20 protein-coding genes and 1 pseudogene are annotated in these 15,864 nt (G+C 30.6%); 7 read left to right on the top strand and 14 right to left on the bottom strand.

Going from position 1 to position 15,864, the window contains the following annotated elements; all coding sequences use genetic code 11:
• Nucleotides 1–544: YtpR family tRNA-binding protein (ytpR, locus tag QNK89_RS01215; protein ID WP_340169158.1), on the bottom strand; the 544-nt coding region annotated here is incomplete at its 3' end.
• Nucleotides 545–730: 186 nt separating this feature from the next.
• On the opposite strand from ytpR, the gene QNK89_RS01210 reads away from it, so the two are divergent.
• The 3 genes from QNK89_RS01210 (at nt 731) to QNK89_RS01200 (ending at nt 2,919) form a co-directional block, all read left to right on the top strand.
• On the top strand, nt 731–1,228 hold the full coding sequence (locus tag QNK89_RS01210) for a hypothetical protein (protein WP_340169157.1): 498 nt from the start codon (nt 731–733) through the stop codon (nt 1,226–1,228).
• A 27-nt stretch (nt 1,229–1,255) separates the two neighbouring features.
• Nucleotides 1,256–1,600 (top strand): hypothetical protein, encoded by a 345-nt coding sequence (locus tag QNK89_RS01205; protein WP_340169156.1) that lies wholly within the window; start codon nt 1,256–1,258, stop codon nt 1,598–1,600.
• Nucleotides 1,601–1,707: 107 nt separating this feature from the next.
• Nucleotides 1,708–2,919, top strand: a complete 1,212-nt coding sequence (locus QNK89_RS01200; protein WP_340169155.1) for a TlpA disulfide reductase family protein — start codon at nt 1,708–1,710, stop codon at nt 2,917–2,919.
• Between the two features lie 3 nt (nt 2,920–2,922).
• Here QNK89_RS01200 and QNK89_RS01195 read toward each other — a convergent pair whose 3' ends face one another.
• The 12 genes from QNK89_RS01195 to QNK89_RS01140 form a co-directional block, all read right to left on the bottom strand.
• Nucleotides 2,923–3,612 carry an SDR family oxidoreductase gene (locus QNK89_RS01195; RefSeq protein ID WP_340169154.1) on the bottom strand — a complete coding sequence of 230 codons (690 nt, stop codon included), beginning with the start codon at nt 3,610–3,612 and terminating at the stop codon, nt 2,923–2,925.
• 16 nt (nt 3,613–3,628) lie between these two features.
• Nucleotides 3,629–4,159, bottom strand: a complete 531-nt coding sequence (locus QNK89_RS01190; protein ID WP_340169153.1) for a CIA30 family protein — start codon at nt 4,157–4,159, stop codon at nt 3,629–3,631.
• 162 nt (nt 4,160–4,321) lie between these two features.
• Entirely contained in the window at nt 4,322–4,627 is a 306-nt protein-coding gene (locus QNK89_RS01185; RefSeq protein WP_340169152.1) for a hypothetical protein, read from the bottom strand.
• Nucleotides 4,627–5,079, bottom strand: coding sequence for a glycosyl hydrolase (locus QNK89_RS01180; protein ID WP_340169151.1), 453 nt, complete (start codon nt 5,077–5,079; stop codon nt 4,627–4,629). Before QNK89_RS01180 ends, QNK89_RS01185 begins: the two co-directional genes overlap by 1 nt.
• A 127-nt stretch (nt 5,080–5,206) precedes the next feature.
• Nucleotides 5,207–5,467, bottom strand: a complete 261-nt coding sequence (locus tag QNK89_RS01175; RefSeq protein ID WP_340169150.1) for a hypothetical protein — start codon at nt 5,465–5,467, stop codon at nt 5,207–5,209.
• A 97-nt stretch (nt 5,468–5,564) separates the two neighbouring features.
• Nucleotides 5,565–6,146, bottom strand: coding sequence for a tRNA-(ms[2]io[6]A)-hydroxylase (locus QNK89_RS01170; RefSeq protein WP_340169159.1), 582 nt, complete (start codon nt 6,144–6,146; stop codon nt 5,565–5,567).
• Nucleotides 6,147–6,192: 46 nt separating this feature from the next.
• Nucleotides 6,193–6,423: an FAD-dependent oxidoreductase gene (locus QNK89_RS01165; RefSeq protein WP_340169149.1), complete on the bottom strand. Its 231-nt coding sequence runs from the start codon at nt 6,421–6,423 to the stop codon at nt 6,193–6,195.
• Nucleotides 6,424–6,622: 199 nt separating this feature from the next.
• The gene (locus QNK89_RS01160; RefSeq protein WP_340169148.1) at nt 6,623–6,748 is read right to left on the bottom strand and encodes a hypothetical protein; all 126 of its coding nucleotides are present in this window, start codon (nt 6,746–6,748) and stop codon (nt 6,623–6,625) included.
• A gap of 45 nt (nt 6,749–6,793) precedes the next feature.
• The gene (locus QNK89_RS01155; RefSeq protein WP_340169147.1) at nt 6,794–7,261 is read right to left on the bottom strand and encodes an FAD-dependent oxidoreductase; all 468 of its coding nucleotides are present in this window, start codon (nt 7,259–7,261) and stop codon (nt 6,794–6,796) included.
• 31 nt (nt 7,262–7,292) lie between these two features.
• Entirely contained in the window at nt 7,293–7,751 is a 459-nt protein-coding gene (locus tag QNK89_RS01150) for a hypothetical protein (protein ID WP_340169146.1), read from the bottom strand.
• Between the two features lie 10 nt (nt 7,752–7,761).
• On the bottom strand, nt 7,762–9,864 hold the full coding sequence (gene recG / locus QNK89_RS01145) for an ATP-dependent DNA helicase RecG (protein ID WP_340169145.1): 2,103 nt from the start codon (nt 9,862–9,864) through the stop codon (nt 7,762–7,764).
• A 208-nt stretch (nt 9,865–10,072) separates the two neighbouring features.
• Nucleotides 10,073–10,828 carry a universal stress protein gene (locus QNK89_RS01140; protein ID WP_340169144.1) on the bottom strand — a complete coding sequence of 252 codons (756 nt, stop codon included), beginning with the start codon at nt 10,826–10,828 and terminating at the stop codon, nt 10,073–10,075.
• 181 nt (nt 10,829–11,009) lie between these two features.
• Between QNK89_RS01140 and QNK89_RS01135 the strand changes: the two genes are divergently transcribed.
• From QNK89_RS01135 to QNK89_RS01125, 3 genes and pseudogenes are all read left to right on the top strand, one after another.
• Entirely contained in the window at nt 11,010–13,076 is a 2,067-nt protein-coding gene (locus QNK89_RS01135; protein WP_340169143.1) for a M1 family metallopeptidase, read from the top strand.
• Between the two features lie 39 nt (nt 13,077–13,115).
• Nucleotides 13,116–13,995 (top strand): annotated as a pseudogene (locus QNK89_RS01130) (patatin-like phospholipase family protein).
• 80 nt (nt 13,996–14,075) lie between these two features.
• A complete protein-coding gene (locus QNK89_RS01125) occupies nt 14,076–14,423 on the top strand; it encodes a hypothetical protein (RefSeq protein ID WP_340169142.1) in 348 nt (115 codons plus the stop codon).
• A gap of 158 nt (nt 14,424–14,581) precedes the next feature.
• Here QNK89_RS01125 and QNK89_RS01120 read toward each other — a convergent pair whose 3' ends face one another.
• Complete coding sequence (locus QNK89_RS01120) at nt 14,582–15,103, bottom strand: hypothetical protein (RefSeq protein WP_340169141.1); 522 nt, start codon at nt 15,101–15,103, stop codon at nt 14,582–14,584.
• 316 nt (nt 15,104–15,419) lie between these two features.
• Here QNK89_RS01120 and QNK89_RS01115 point away from each other — a divergent pair, with 316 nt between their 5' ends.
• Nucleotides 15,420–15,629, top strand: coding sequence for a hypothetical protein (locus QNK89_RS01115; RefSeq protein WP_340169140.1), 210 nt, complete (start codon nt 15,420–15,422; stop codon nt 15,627–15,629).
• Nucleotides 15,630–15,864: the final 235 nt, after the last annotated feature.

The following is a 15,864-nucleotide window of genomic DNA, read 5'->3' as shown; positions in this document are numbered from 1 at the left end:
CAAAATGGCTCATAGCATCTGCTCTGTTTGGTGTTAAGCCAATTTCGAAAACCTGATCGTTTTCAATTTTAAAAAGATCTGCACAAGGCGTACCTATAATAGTGTCTTCTGGTAATACCATAATAACATCATGAGATTTGCCGAGACCAAGTTCGTCTTCTGCACAAATCATCCCAAAGCTTTCCTCTCCTCGAATCTTACCTTTTTTAATAGTCCAAGCTTCGCCTTCTTCTGTGTATAATGTAGTACCAATTGTTGCAACAGGCACTTTTTGTCCAGCTGCTACATTTGGTGCGCCACAAACAATTTGCACAGGATTTTCAGCACCAATATCTACAGTAGTTACTTTTAATTTGTCTGCATTACTGTGTTGCTCACAAGTTAAAACCTCACCAACTACTAAACCTTCTAAGCCACCTTTTACACTTTGGTAAGTATCTAAACCCTCTACCTCAAGACCTAAATCTGTAAGTAATTCGCTAGTTTGTTCTGGTGTCCAATCTGTTTTTATAAACTGTTTTATCCAGTTGTAAGAAATCTTCATTTATTATACTTTAAGTGCGCAAATATAAGAATAGTTATGGCTTAATTAAATTGAATATATGCTTTTTATTCTAATACTTTAATTGTGTTAATATGTTGATTTATAAATGTTAAAATGTTTAAAGGAAAACTAAAGAAGTGCGAATAGTAAATTATTTTTTATAATTTGGCTGTTAAATCAATAGCTATGAAAAATAAAACGCTACTAAAATTCTTTTTATTACTATGTGTTACGCCTTTGATCTTGATAAGTTGTAAGGATGATGAGGATTCATCACCAACTCAAGAAGGACCAACACAGAAAATTTTTAATGGCAATGTTGTATTAAGTTCTCAAGCTCAAGTAGATGATTTTGCTCATGAAAATTACAACATTATTGATGGAGATTTATTAATTGGTTTTCAGGCGAGTTCAACTCAAACTTCAAACATAACAGATTTAAGCGAGTTGATTTCTATTACTAGTATTGATGGTAGTTTAAATATATCTAATAATCCAATACTTCCTAATTTAGAAGATTTAAACAGTTTAAACCTTGCAAGAGGTTTAGAGTTTAGAAATAATACTATTATAATAACAATGTTGCCTTTAGTAAATATATTAGAACTTACTTTTTTGCAAGTAGAAGATAACGATGCACTAGTTAACATAGAAGGACTTAGTGGTGTTACAAAAATTCTCTAATATGTTATAATTAGAAGAAATGAAGCCATGTTAAATCTTAATGGGCTAAATAATTTAGAAACTATTGAAGATGGTAATTTTGCAGTTACAGAAATGCCTTTATTTAATAATATAAGTGCTTTATCTAGTTTAGAATTTATTGGTGGGACTTTAACAATAAATTATACACCACTTGCAACTTTAAATGGACTAAATAATTTACAAACGTTAGAAGGAAATCTTTTCTTCGCTTATAATGAAAGCCTTAATGACTATTGTGCTTTAGAAAATTTAATTATTGTTAACAGTTATTCTGGGCAAATAGTTGCCATAGCAGACACAGCATACACTCCAAGTGTTCAAGATATAATAGATGGTAATTGTAATGAGTAAAAAATTATACTAATAAAAAAATAATACGAAAAGAATGATTTAAAATCATTTTTTTTTTTGTGAGTTAAATGTTGTTATTTCGACTACTTACCAAAAAAGATAAAATCATGAGATATATTTTCACTTTACTTATACTATCAATATTATTTTCTTGTCAAGAAAAACAAACACAAGAGTTTCTTTCTTTTGATGATTATAGAGCTGAACTACAGGTTAGTGATACTGTGTTTTTGCCATTCACCTTTAAAGTAAAAGATGCGAATAATTTAACTGTTTTTAATGCTGAAGAACAGATAGAAGTTAACGAAATAGAATACAGAAACGATTCTGTATTTATACAAATGCCAGTTTTTGAAGCACTTTTAGCAGCAAAAATTGAAAATCAAACATTAATAGGAAATTTTATAATAGAAGGAAAAGAAAGAATAGTTCCTTTTAAAGCAGAAAAAAATACGTCGCGATTTGATGTTAATACTAAAGCCGAAACTGATATTTCAGGAAATTGGGAAACTATATTTAGTCCAAAAAGTGAGGCAGATAAATATATTGCCAAAGGTGTTTTTAAACAAGAAGGCAACCAGATTACAGGAACCTTTTTAACAGAAACAGGAGATTATCGTTTTTTAGAAGGTGTAGTAAATGGCAACCAATTAAAACTCTCAACCTTCGATGGAGCAAATGCCTTTTTATTTACAGGCACAGTTACAGATTCTACAATTAATGGAAAATTTTACTCTGGTAACCATTGGAAAGAACCTTTTACAGCAAAACGGAATGAGAACTACGAGTTGCCTAGCGCAAACGAATTAACGTATTTAAACGAAGGCTATGATAGTTTAGCATTTACCTTTCCAGATGCAAATGGTAATTTGGTATCTTTAACAGACGAACGTTTTAAAAACAAAGTAGTACTTGTTCAAATAATGGGCACATGGTGTCCTAATTGTTTGGACGAGAGTAAATATTATACAGAGTTTTATAACAAAAAAAAAGATAAAGACATTGAGATTGTTGCCTTGGCTTTTGAATATGCAAAAACAGAAGAAAAAGCTTTTAAAGGCATTAAGCGTCTAAAAGATAGAATTGGAATTAATTATCCAATTCTGTTAGCTCAAACTGGAACAACAAGTAAAGCCAAAGCACAAGAAAAGTTACCAATGCTTAATCATGTACTAAGTTATCCAACAACAGTATTTGTAGATAAAAAAGGGAAAGTGCGTAAAATTCATACAGGCTTTAATGGTCCTGCTACAGGAGAAAAATTTGTTGAGTTTAAAACCGAGTTTACCACTTTTATAGATCTTTTATTAAGCGAGTAGTTTTTATTTATTGATTGCTAAAAACGATTCGCCATTTGGACCGTTGTTTTCAATTAATGCAGGAGCAAGAGCTCCAGGTAATACGGCTTCTACAGGATGATCAGCATATTCACCACCTAAATCTGTTCTTAGCCATCCTGGATCTAAGGTGTTAATTCTTACATTGGTATCTTTAAGTTTCACAGCAAAATCATCTGTTAACTTTATTAAAGCCCATTTAGATGCTCCATAAGGCGCTAATTCGGGTTCGTGTTTTATACCTGAAATTACATTTATTATACGTCCAAATTTATTCTCTAACATTAATGGAATAAATGCACTACACAAACTGTAAACAGAAAAAACGTTTACTTTCATGCTTAGCATCCAATCTTCCCCACTATGCTGAAGATAATCTGTTTTGTAAGGAGTCATTATACCAGCGTTGTTATATAAAATATCTATTTTTATATTTAAGTTTTCTATTTGTTTTATAAGGTGTTTAACATCGTTTTCATTAGATAATTCTCCATAAACGCAATACGTGTTAATGCTAAATTTACTTAAAAGTGATTGCGTTTTGTTACAGCCTTGTTGGGTTCTTCCGTGAATTATAATGTTACATCCTAAATTTGCAAGGCCAATAGCAATTTGTTGTCCAATGCCACGACTTGAACCTGTTATAAATGCGTTTTTATCAGTTATATCTATCATAGAATTAAAATCTTTTTTACTCTAAAGTTATTTCATCTATGAGTAACTCAAAAGCTTCGGCTTTTTTGTTTCCAATTAAAAAAGCAAGTTGCTCTATAGTATTTTTATCAAAATTTGGGTAATTTAAAGTCCTGCCTCTAAATGCTGGATACATATCTTTTAAATCAATAATAATAGTTTCCCAATCACCAGTGGTTTTAAAAGTTGTGATATAGGAGAAACGTTCGTTTCTGCTAGCTTTAATTCTAAATTGATATTCTTTACTATCACCTTTTAGTTTAATTGAAACTTTGGTGTGTTTTCCAATACTTATAGTATCTGTAAAGTAACGTAAGGAAGAAAAGCCTCCATTGTTTTCTAGTGATACTTTACCACTAAATCTACCATGTCCGTTTTTTGTTAATTCAAAGTTTCCGTTAGAGCGTCCTCCCATAACAACATCGTCTACAACACGCCAATTAGAAATATTTGAGTCTTTTGTAAAGTTAAAAATAGGAGTAGAGGTCATGGTTGCAATAAATATTAAAATGAATGCTAGAGGTTTCATTGCGTAGCTTTTTTTAAACAAAGTTACAATATAAAGCAGGTGTGTTTTCAAAAGAAAACGTTAAAGATTTTTGTTTAAAGGTAGCCTTAGAATGTTTGCTAATACTTCTTTGATATGAAATCTTTTAAGTGTTTTTATTATTTAACACTTTTATAAAGACATCTAAAAAACCAACAATTTTTGAGTTTTATAGCCTAAATGATTGTAGAGTTGAGGTGATTGTTTTAAATACCTATTTTTATTAGTTTCCTTAAACCATGCTCTTGATATTTTCTCATTATTATAAAGTCTAGAATCTTTCCAGTGCGAAATGCCATCAATGAAGAGTCTATTCCAATCTTCGTTTATAAAACTTACAGCTTTAATGTTTTTATTATATATAAAGCTAAAAAAATTTACAAACCATTCATCCCAAACATCAATATTATCTTTATAAATGCCTTTTATTGGGTTAGCCTCAGCAATCATTACAGGTTTTTTTGTTGTTTGGCAAATTCAAGAACGTTATTGCAATAGTTGCCAAAGTCTGCATCTCCATAAGCATGGCCAAATACCGAAATACCAACCCAGTCTACATAATCATCACCTGGATACCAACTTGATAATTTGTAATTTTTAAAAGGAATAGAGGCATAAGAGTGCCAAACAAAGGCAATATTATTTACGCCTTCTTCTCTTAAAAGATCTACAATGTGTTTGTATGCTTTTACATATTTTTTTGGTTCTAATTGGTTGTGAGGTCCATCAAATTCATATCCTATTCTAAGGTAAATAGGTCTGTTGGTAGATTTTGCCCATGCGGCATATTGTTTAATAACCTTATCGTAGTCTCCTTTCTTGGTTTTTTTAGTGATATCCCATTTGCCAACCATCCACATGGCGCTTTGTATTACTATATTAGGAAAACTATCAATTAACATTTGATGGTTTTGTGTGTTACCAGTATTGTTTTTGTAAGACTCTGTAACGCCTTTAAATTCTGTTACTGCCCAATAAGCAGACCAGCCACCAGGAACAGTTTCATTAATAAAATGATTTTAGTATTCTTTAATACTTTCTGTATTTTGGCCAATGATAAGGAAGGTTTTTTCCTTGTTTTGGAACAAATTTTGTTTTTTCATAATCGTAAATAAATTCAGAATTTACGTCTGTATTTATTTTTGAAATCATCTTTTCAATTTCAGTATTGGCTAATTCTGATTCTTTGGTTCTGTTTTCTTGAGATTGAGCAAACAATGATAAAAGCAACATTACCGAACTCATTAAATAGGGAGTAGTTGTCTTAAATAATTTTTTTCTAAAAATCATATTTATAGAGCTGCTGCTTTTTTTGAATTCGTAAATTTCTGATTTTTCTAGATTAATCTTGATTGGATTATTTTTAATAAAGTTTTTAGTTTAAAAGCTAACCATGAATAGTTTCGCTTTTACCATAGCTTTTTATTAATTCGCCTTCGAAAGCTACCAATTCTTGCCAACGTTTATCTACATCAATACCTTTTCCATATTGCCTTGCAAAGGTTATAAATGTGGTGTAATGTCCTGCTTCACTAATCATTAAATCATGATAAAACTTAGAAAGTTCATCATCGTTAATACGTTCAGACAAAAGCTTGAAACGTTCACAGCTTCGCGCTTCTATCATTGCAGAAAAAAGAAGTCTATCTACAAAACTTTGTAGTCTACTTCCTCCTTTATTCATGAACTTGTATAGTTGATTAACGTAATGGTCTTTACGTTCGCGACCTAAAGTATAACCTCGTTTTTTAATAATTTCGTGTACCATTTCAAAATGTTCTAATTCCTCTTTAGCGAGTTTTAGAAGTTCTGTTACCAATTCTGGATGTTCGCTATTGTGGGTAATTATTGTAATAGCATTTGTAGCTGCTTTTTGTTCGCACCAAGCATGGTCTGTTAATATTTCTTCAATATTACTTTCTACAATGGTTACCCATCGTGGATCGGTTTCTAGTTTTAGGTGAAGCATGCTCATGATTTACTATTTTTTGTAAAGATAAATATAATAGAAATTACTATTTGTAAATTGATTTCAGTTTATTAAAAACAAATTTCGCACTCGTAACAGCGCCTTCCATTTTGCCAGAAAACACAGCACTTGTTTCGGCTCCAGCAATAAATAACCTATTATCTAAATAGCTGTTTTGATATAAAGGATGTCCATTGTTTGCTTGTAGTATTAAAAAACTCTCGCTAGTTACAGTTGTGTTTTTTATTCTCCCAAACACATTCCTTATAACACTCATATCCTAAAGCTTGGTCTCCGTAATAGCTTTGTAGTTGTTGTAACGCAAGTGTTTTACGTTCTTCTTTTGTGTTTTTAGAAAATGATGTGTTTATAAAACCGCTTAATGCATATTTGTTTTCATCGGCATTAGAATGGTCATAAAATTCTTGAATAATACCAACACTACTATAAATTGTGCCACTTGAGCGTTCTGCTTTCTAAAACGGTTTTTTATAAGTAAAACCAATACGAATAGAATTATGCATCCAAGTGTGAGTTTTAGTAATCACATCTTGAAAGTCTGCAGGTAAAACAGGATTTGTAGTTATTTTATTTGAAAACAACAGAGGAGGAATTTTGGATACAATGTGCTTACAATGGTAGTTAGCTTAATTGGTGTTTGCTACTAAGCCATTAAAAAGTAATTTAATAGAATTAACACTTTGGTTGCAAACTATAGTGTTCTCTTCAAGTTTTTCTGCTAAAGTTTTAATAATTGTATAAGTACCATTTGCTACACGATAACTTACTGAACTGTTTGGTGGTAATTGAACCAATTGTGTAGCTTGTGAGTTGTTGGGTTGGTAAATAGCAGTGTTACCATAGTATTGCTGAAATACAGGTATATCTAATGCTTTTAAAAGGGATAAAATATTGGTTTGTTGCTCTATTAACCAAGTAGCACCAAGTTCTACTGGTGCTTGGTTGGTATTGTATTTTGTGTTAATTCTTCCACCAACATTAGCATTTGCCTCTATAATTTTAACTTTTATGTTTAAATTTCTCAAAAAGAAAGCAAGAGATAAACCTGTTAAGCCTTCACCAATAATAAGTACATCTGTAGTAATAGATTTCATAGTTTAAGAAATAATATATTTCTAGTAATAATTAATTAATGGTTCTTTCTATTTGGCGATGATGCCTTAAAACATGAACGATGGCATGCTCAATAAGTGCTTCCAAATCATAAGTAGTCCAAGAGGTTTTAATAATAGTATGCATTAAATCACTATAAGTAAACTCCCATAAATCTTCGAAAGCTGAAAGCGTGTATTCAAACATTTTATCTAATTCAACAATAGCCTCTTTTGTAGTTTGTATATCAAAAGTGTATAGTATTGTTTCTTTTCCTAAGCGTTTTCTAATATGATTTACATAAATATATCCAGAGTTTACCACATGTAAAACAATATTTCTAGCAGATTGAAACTCTTTTGGAGCAGAATCATTTTCAACGTTTGTAAACGTGTTATTTGGTATTGTAACCAAATACGCTTTTAATTCTATCAAAGCATTTTCATATTCACTTGCTAATGCTCCAATTGGTCCTTTTTTATAAATTTTCATGGTATATAATTTAGCTAATATAATTCCAAATATTCTTGTATTTGCTCATCTGTCTGTACGTTTCTAAAATTACAGCATTGTCTTCATGACCTAGTGATGGATCTTTTTCTAATACTTGTTTTGCCTGGTAACGCGCATGTTGTAGAATGTCGCTATCCTTTATTATGTCTGCAATTCTGAGATTTAAAATACCACTTTGCTGGGTTCCCATAATATCTCCAGGACCACGAAGTTTTAAATCGACTTCTGCAATTTCGAAACCATCATTAGTTCTTACCATGGTTTCTATTCGTTTTTTACTGTTTTCTGATTGTTTGTGGCTCGTCATTAATATACAATAACTTTGTTCTGCACCACGACCTACACGGCCTCTTAACTGATGTAATTGAGAGAGGCCAAAACGTTCTGCGCTTTCAATAATCATGACAGAAGCATTTGGCACATTTACACCAACTTCAATTACAGTTGTTGCAACCATTATCTGAGTTTGACCTTTAATAAAACGTTGCATTTCAAACTCCTTATCTACAGGTTTCATTTTGCCATGCACAATAGAAATTTGATATTCTGGAGTAGGAAAATCTCGAGCAATACTTTCGTAACCATCCATTAAATCTTTATAGTCCATTTGTGCACTTTCTTGTATTAATGGATAGACAATATATACCTGTCTTTTTCTCTTGATTTCTTCTCTAATAAACCTGAAAACTTTTAGGCGATTTGAGTCGTATCTATGCACTGTTTTTATAGCCTTTCTTCCTGGTGGTAATTCGTCTATTAAAGAGATGTCTAAATCTCCATAAACAGACATCGCTAATGTTCTTGGAATTGGTGTAGCAGTCATCACTAAAACGTGAGGAGGAAAGGTGTTTTTTTTCCATAATTTATAACGCTGTTTTACACCAAATCGGTGTTGCTCGTCTATAACTGCTAAGCCTAAATTTTTAAATTTAACCTTATCTTCTAATAAAGCATGTGTGCCAATTAAGATGTCTAATTCTCCATTTTCGAGCATTTCATGAATTTCACGACGTTCTGAAGCTTTGGTTGAACCTTGAAGTATTTTAATATTGATTTTCAATTCTTTACATAATTCAAGTAAACCATTATAGTGTTGTACTGACAAAATAGCAGTAGGCGCCATCAGGCATGCTTGAAAACCATTGTCAATCGCTATTAACATTGACATTAGTGCAACTATTGTTTTTCCAGAACCAACATCTCCTTGCAAAAGACGATTCATTTGTGCGTTACTCCCTAAATCTGCTCTAATTTCTTTCAAGACTCTTTTCTGAGCTCCTGTTAATTCAAATGGTAAGTGGTTTTTAAAAAAGCTATTAAAGTATTCTCCAACGGTTTCAAATGGAAAGCCTTTTATCTTTGATTTATGAATTAATTTTTTTAAAATTAATTGTAATTGTATGTAAAATAACTCCTCGAATTTAAGCCTAAATTCTGCTTTAGAAAGTGCTTCAGAATGTACAGGAAAATGAATGTTTAAAAGCGCTTCAGATTTAGAGATTAATTTAAGATTTTCTAGTAAGTTTTTAGAAAGTGTTTCTACAAATTTCCCACCAGTTTCTAGGAATAGATTTTGCATGATTTTAATCATCATCCTATTGGTGATTCCTCTAGTAGATAATTTTTCTGTAGAAGGATAAATGGGTTGTAAAGCTGAGCGTAAATTTTGCTCATGTTCTGTTAGCAATTCCATATCTGGATGTGCCATATTATACTTACCTCCAAAATTATTTACCTTTCCAAATATTACATAATCTGTGTTACTTTTTAAGCTTTCTCTAATCCATTTATGGCCTCTAAACCAAACCAATTCCATAACACCAGTTTCATCTTGAAAAGTAGCAACTAAACGTTTACCTCTTTTTTGAGCCACTTCTTTAAAGCTAGTAATTTTTCCAATTATTTGTATTTCGGCAGTATTTAGGTTTAGGGTGTTTACTTTATAGTATTTGGTACGATCTAAATAACGGTTAGGAAATAGGTTAATAAGGTCCTGGTAGGTATGTATACCAAGCTCTTTGCGAAGCAAATCTGCACGATTTGGTCCAACACCTTTTAAATAATCTATAGGAGTTTGTAGATTGGTAGCCATTGTGTAACGAAATTAATGTATTTCTATTGAAAGTAAAAGCGATTTGTTGTCACTTCGAGTGATTTGTGAAGTTATGAGCAAATAATATCGAGAAGTTTTTTGGTTCTCGATACAATTCTCCTTCGTCGAATTACTCTAACTTACCTTAAACTGATTATAAAACAAAAAAAAGACCACCATTTCTGGTAGTCTTTTATCATTATTGTTTTTAAAATTTATTGTTCACTTTAAGAACTAATAATGGTTTTCTACTTTCAAAGTCAGATTTTCTTACACCATTATCGTTTAATGTTTCGCTCCATAATTTTTCAAAAAAACCACGTTTACGTCTAAAAACACAAATAAGATCTGGTTCTATAACATGAATATGTTCTAAAAGGCCTTGAAAAAGTGTTGCATTTTCAGAAGAGTAGTATTTAGAAGTTAAAATAGCCAAATCCTTATCGAACATTAAATCTTCAGGAAGGTATTCTGGTGTTTTAACTTGTAAAAGCATCATTTGCGCTTTAAGTTGTAAAAGTATAGTCTCAATTGGTTTTGTTGCGCCTTCAGCTTTAACAATACCAGATTTTATTGCAGTTAATACTGTATCTATAGTTTTAAATTTATAATCTTCAGGAACTAATAAAACAGGCATATCAGTTTTTCTTACTATGCTACCAGATAAATCATCTAAAAATAATTTTTCATTTGTTTTAGGTGTTCTTGTAGAAGCTACAATTAAATCTACGCTAAATTCTTTAATATATTCTAAAGTTTCACCTTCGAAATAGCGAAAATTAATGTCAATACCTTGACTTTTAGCATGTGCTATAATTTCTTCTAAATGGTCTTTCTCATCAATTTCTGTTAATTGAATACCGTAAATCATTTCTGCTCCAACAGCTTTAGCAAAATCAATTGCATAAATTAGTGTCGCTTTTTTCTCTTTAAGAGAACTAATTGGGACTAAGAATGTTTTCATTTTTTATTTGTTTTGTACTCTAAAATTTTTGCAAAAGCAGTTTTTTTAATAGACTTAGAAGCATTCTTATCAATATTTCGTTGAAAGGCAGATATTTAATGTAAACAGATTTCAATTACTAAGGTTTAGTTAATTTTAAACTGTATAAAAATTGTATTTTGGTCTAATACTTGTTTTACTATTGAATATAAAATATATACTTATCGTTTTAATTACTTTTATTAGTTTTTCTGCTGAAGCACAACAGACTGAATATGTTGATTTTACTAAAGCAGAAGTTGAGATCTATATAGATTCTGATAAAAAAGAAGTTAGAGGAAGCGTTATTTATATGTTTGATATTTTGAAAGAAACAGATTCTATTTTTGTTGATGTAAAAAATATTATAGTTGATTATAAAGATGTTAATGGTTTTGAACAATTAAATCTTAATGGTGATAGTATTAAAAACAATGGAATAATTAAAAGTAACTTTAAACCTTCTTTAAACAATAAGTTGACAATTAATTTTCATATTAATCCCAAAAAAGCATTATACTTTGTTGATAAAGATGATTTCACCCAAGTTTGGACACAAGGTCAAGGTAAATATACAAGTAATTGGCTGCCAAGTATTGATGATGTAAATGATAAAATTGAATTTGACTTGACCATTATAACAAATTCAGAATATCAAGTATTATCAAACGGTAAATTGGTTAAAAAAGAAGAATTTAAAGGTTATAATCGTTGGCGCTTTGACATGCAAAAACCAATGTCTAGCTACCTTGTAGCCTTAGCCATTGGTAAATACAGCAAAAAAGAACTCACCTCTAAAAGTGGTATACCAATAGAATTATATTACTATCTAGAAGATTCAGCCAAAGTGGAGCCAACCTATCGTTACACAAAACAAATGTTCGATTTTCTTGAAGAAGAAATAGGTGTACCATATCCTTGGCAAAATTACAAACAAGTTCCTATAAAAGACTTTTTGTATTCTGGTATGGAAAACACAAGCCTTACTATTTTTAGTGATGATTTCATGATTGACAATACCAGTTTTGTAGACAAAAACTATGTTAACGTTAATGCTCACGAACTTGCACATCAATGGTTTGGAGATTTTGTAACGGCAACCGAAGGGAAACACCATTGGCTGCAAGAAGGCTTTGCTACTTATTATGCCTTATTAGCAGAACGAGATATTTTTGGTGACGATTATTATTATAATACACTTTATGATTACGCCAAAGAGTTAATAGAGCAAGAGCAAGTAGATGAAGCAACACCTTTATTAGATCCAAAAGCGAGTAGCACAACCTTTTATAAAAAAGGTGCTTGGGCATTACATATACTAAAAGAAAAGGTAGGAGAACAGGCCTTTAAAAGAGCTGTAATAAACTATTTAAACAGGTTTGCCTATAAAAATGTGGAGACTCAAAATTTTATTTCTGAAGTAGAAAAGGCTTCAGGTCAAGATTTAAGTAGTTTTGAAAAAGAGTGGTTGTTGTCTTCAACATTGCCATTAGAAAAAATGAGAGCTACTTTAAAGAAAAATGAAGGTATAGCTTTTTTAGAAACAATAGAGCAAGCGCCTTATCTAAGTTATAGAACAGACGAAAGTGGTTATGTACCTTCTAGTTTGGTTATGGAGTTGCCAGAGGGATATTACACCCAAAGAATTGCGGTTTTAAATGAAGCACTAAAAAAGCCTGATTACCCAACTTACAAAGATTTAATTACAGAGGCATTTAATTCTAATGATATAAAAACGCGTCAATTTTTAGCACAACGTATTCCTGAAGGTTTTAAGGCTGAAAATGAAACATTATTACAAGATAAATCATATTTAACCGTAGAATATGCTTTAATGAATTTATGGTCTAAGTTCCCTAAAGACAGGTCAAAATATCTTGAAGCCACCAAAAACGTTGTTGGTTTTAATGATAAGAATGTGAGGACGCTTTGGCTAGCTTTAGCGCTATTAACACCAGAATATAGTCCAGAATTAGATAATAATTTTTTAAGAGAATTAACCAATTATTCATCTTCTAAATATGGGTTTCAAACACGAAAAAACGCACTAGCTTATATTAACAATTTACAAGTTTTTAATGTAGATTCTTTGCTAAACCTTATCGATGCGTGTTCTCATCATAACTGGTGGTTTAAAAGTTTTGCACAAGATTTATTAAAATCGTTGAGCGAAGACCAAAAGTATAAATCTATAATTAGTAATTTGCAAGAGCAGTTAAAAAAAGAATAATTTTAAATTGTATTACCAAACAATAAATAATTAAATATTTTGAAAGCAATAGTAATATCTGGAGGAGGAAGTAAAGGTGCGTTTGCAGGTGGTGTGGCACAATATCTTATAGAACAAAAAGTAAGAGAATACGATATGTTTTTAGGAACCTCAACCGGAAGTCTATTAGTGCCACATTTAGCGTCTAACGATATAGGTAAGTTATACGATGTGTTTACAAACGTAAACCAGCATTCTATTTTTAGTATTAATCCATTTGTTATAAAAAAGCGAAAAGGTAGATAGTATGTATCTACAAACTATTTTAATACAGTACTTCAGTTTATAAAGAAAAAACTTTACTGTAGAAGAGTACAATCGTATTCGTAATGAAAAGTAAGACGTTGTTGTAACGGTAGCTAATCTTTCTAAAAATAGAACAGAGTATAAATCTATATACGATTTTAGTTATAAAGAATTTTGCGACTGGATCTGGATATCATGTAATTACATTCCTTTTATGTCTTTAGTAAAAAGAAATCGTTTTGAATATGCAGATGGAGGATTAGGTTGTGTTGTGCCAATAAGAGAAGCAATAAATAGAGGAGCAACAGAGATTGATGCTATTATTCTTGAAAGCGAAAATCTTGAATACAATAAAGTATTAGGTAAAACCCCATTTTCATTAATGATAAATCTTTTTGGCCACTTGTTAGACCAAGTAGAAAAAGGAGATATTACCATTGGAAAATTAGCAGCTAAACACAATAATGTAATTCTTAATTTATATTATACACCAACAAAATTAACCGAAAATTCTCTAATTTTTAATAAAGGTTTAATGGAAAAATGGTGGATGGAAGGTTTTTTATATGCTCAAGAAAAACATGAAGATCATAATCCAATCAACTCCACAGTGCCAATAAGGCAAAAAGAATAAAAAAATTAAAGTTTAGGGTAACAAATTTTAAGTCTTGTTTATATAAAGATGTAAACATTAAAAAACTAAAATTTAATATCATGAAAACTTTAAACACAATTAAAACAATTCTTTTACTAATTATTACAATAGCAATATCAAGTTGTACAAATAACGACGATGATGGTACTACTATGACTTGTACTACTCAAGGCATGATTTACGATTTAGGATCAAATCCTCGAGTCTTTAAGCCAGAAGCTAGTTTAACTACAGACTTTAATATTACTTTAAGTAATGGTACAGAAGTAGAAATTTATGGAGCAGGAGTGGTATTTGTAACAACTGAGGTTAATTTGAATGATACAGGTATTGCTATGCTTATTTTAGACAATGGCCCAAATGCAACTATTGCTGTAACTTGTTTAGCAACAGGAACAAACGTGTGAGACACAATGCGTTTTGGGTATGGTGGCATCTATAATGGAGATTCAATTGCAGGTGAGTTTTGTGTTACAATAGATGTTTCACACTAATAAAACTAACTAATAACAAAAAAGCCACATCATTTAGATGTGGCTTTTTTGTTATTATAAATTGTGAAACCTTAGTTCCAAAGGTCACCAACCTCTTCCTTAATAAATGCTAATCCAGCATTGCTAGGTGGTACTCTGTCCATCATGTCTTTTAAAATAACTTCTCTAAGCGTATCTGCAGAATCTACTTTATCGCTTATAGAAGCATTTCTAATAAGCTGAATTGTAGCATTCTTAGAAGCATTTATAACGCTCCAGCAATTATCTGTAACATAAATTTGTTGCGATAAATTATGTTCAAATTCTTGCTCTATACTATTTGCAAGAAGGTTACTATAGTCTTCTTTATTGGAAGATATTGGAGCTACTCTTGTTAATAATTTATTAGGCGAAATACGTTCTAAAAACAACGAAAAACGTTCATATGCTTGCAAACGTTGTGGTAAAGCTTCTTTTTGTAATTGTTTTAACATTAAAAACTTACGTCTATTATCTTCGTTTTGAACATGTTCTCTAAAAAATAAAAAAGCTATTGCACCAACAATTAAAGAAGGGATAGCAAACATAAGTAAGTTTAGTAATTGGTCTTCCATAGGTATAGGTTTTAAATTTTAAACAAACTTAATATGTTTTTTATTAGTGTACAAGAAAACCGTTAATGGAATGAAACCCGATTTTACTCAAATGAAAACTACTAGTTATATAATTATAGCTTTTTTCTTTAGCTTTCATTAGTATTTTAGTTCTATAACTATAAAACATAAGAAGCGTTTTTAGTAATTTTTGTCCATTATTTCAACCTAACATTTATAAATAGCCAATAATTATTTCTGAATTATTTAAAGGACTAAACTTTTTTAAAAATAGAGTCTATACAATGTAATTCATTTAAAAAAATATTAATTTAAAATGTACCCAGAATTATTCGATTTTTCATTACCAGATTTTTTAGCTAATCTTTTTGGTGTTCATAAAGCTGTAGTTTATACCTATACTACCTCTATAGCTGTTGGTACTTTAATAGCTGTAATTTATACCAAATGGCGAACAAAAAAAGAGTTAAACGGTTTAGATTTATCAAATACTTTTTTTTATGCTTTTTTGTTGCTGGTTTTATAGGTGGTAAGTTGTTTTTCTACTTACAAGACCCACTCTACTATTTTGATAATCTCCATCTTTTCTTCTTGTTTGTATCTTCTATATTTCATCCCTATTTTTCTGAAGTGTTGTTTTTTTTCAGAACCCTAAGTTCTAAACTTACCTCCTTAAACATATGGGTAAGCTCTTCATTTTCTCTTTTTAGGGCTTTCACCTCTGAAGTATTTGCCTCTCTCAAAGTATCTCCTTGCAATCT

It is taken from the genome of Lacinutrix sp. (assembly GCF_037625555.1).
GTDB lineage: Bacteria > Bacteroidota > Bacteroidia > Flavobacteriales > Flavobacteriaceae > Lacinutrix.
Note: the sequence above shows the minus strand (reverse complement) of the source record. Positions and strands in the feature narration are given on the sequence as shown.

Bases quoted from the DNA above. Each gene is read 5' to 3' on its own strand.
- QNK89_RS01210 (WP_340169157.1), top strand. From the start codon at position 731: ATGAAAAATAAAACGCTACTAAAATTCTTTTTATTACTATGTGTTACG.
- QNK89_RS01205 (WP_340169156.1), top strand. From the start codon at position 1,256: ATGTTAAATCTTAATGGGCTAAATAATTTAGAAACTATTGAAGATGGT.
- QNK89_RS01200 (WP_340169155.1), top strand. From the start codon at position 1,708: ATGAGATATATTTTCACTTTACTTATACTATCAATATTATTTTCTTGT.
- QNK89_RS01195 (WP_340169154.1), bottom strand. From the start codon at position 3,612: ATGATAGATATAACTGATAAAAACGCATTTATAACAGGTTCAAGTCGT.
- QNK89_RS01190 (WP_340169153.1), bottom strand. From the start codon at position 4,159: ATGAAACCTCTAGCATTCATTTTAATATTTATTGCAACCATGACCTCT.
- QNK89_RS01185 (WP_340169152.1), bottom strand. From the start codon at position 4,627: ATGATTGCTGAGGCTAACCCAATAAAAGGCATTTATAAAGATAATATT.
- QNK89_RS01180 (WP_340169151.1), bottom strand. From the start codon at position 5,079: ATGTTAATTGATAGTTTTCCTAATATAGTAATACAAAGCGCCATGTGG.
- QNK89_RS01175 (WP_340169150.1), bottom strand. From the start codon at position 5,467: ATGATTTTTAGAAAAAAATTATTTAAGACAACTACTCCCTATTTAATG.
- QNK89_RS01170 (WP_340169159.1), bottom strand. From the start codon at position 6,146: ATGCTTCACCTAAAACTAGAAACCGATCCACGATGGGTAACCATTGTA.
- QNK89_RS01165 (WP_340169149.1), bottom strand. From the start codon at position 6,423: ATGAGTGTTATAAGGAATGTGTTTGGGAGAATAAAAAACACAACTGTA.
- QNK89_RS01155 (WP_340169147.1), bottom strand. From the start codon at position 7,261: ATGAAATCTATTACTACAGATGTACTTATTATTGGTGAAGGCTTAACA.
- QNK89_RS01150 (WP_340169146.1), bottom strand. From the start codon at position 7,751: ATGAAAATTTATAAAAAAGGACCAATTGGAGCATTAGCAAGTGAATAT.
- recG (WP_340169145.1), bottom strand. From the start codon at position 9,864: ATGGCTACCAATCTACAAACTCCTATAGATTATTTAAAAGGTGTTGGA.
- QNK89_RS01140 (WP_340169144.1), bottom strand. From the start codon at position 10,828: ATGAAAACATTCTTAGTCCCAATTAGTTCTCTTAAAGAGAAAAAAGCG.
- QNK89_RS01125 (WP_340169142.1), top strand. From the start codon at position 14,076: ATGAAAACTTTAAACACAATTAAAACAATTCTTTTACTAATTATTACA.
- QNK89_RS01120 (WP_340169141.1), bottom strand. From the start codon at position 15,103: ATGGAAGACCAATTACTAAACTTACTTATGTTTGCTATCCCTTCTTTA.
- QNK89_RS01115 (WP_340169140.1), top strand. From the start codon at position 15,420: ATGTACCCAGAATTATTCGATTTTTCATTACCAGATTTTTTAGCTAAT.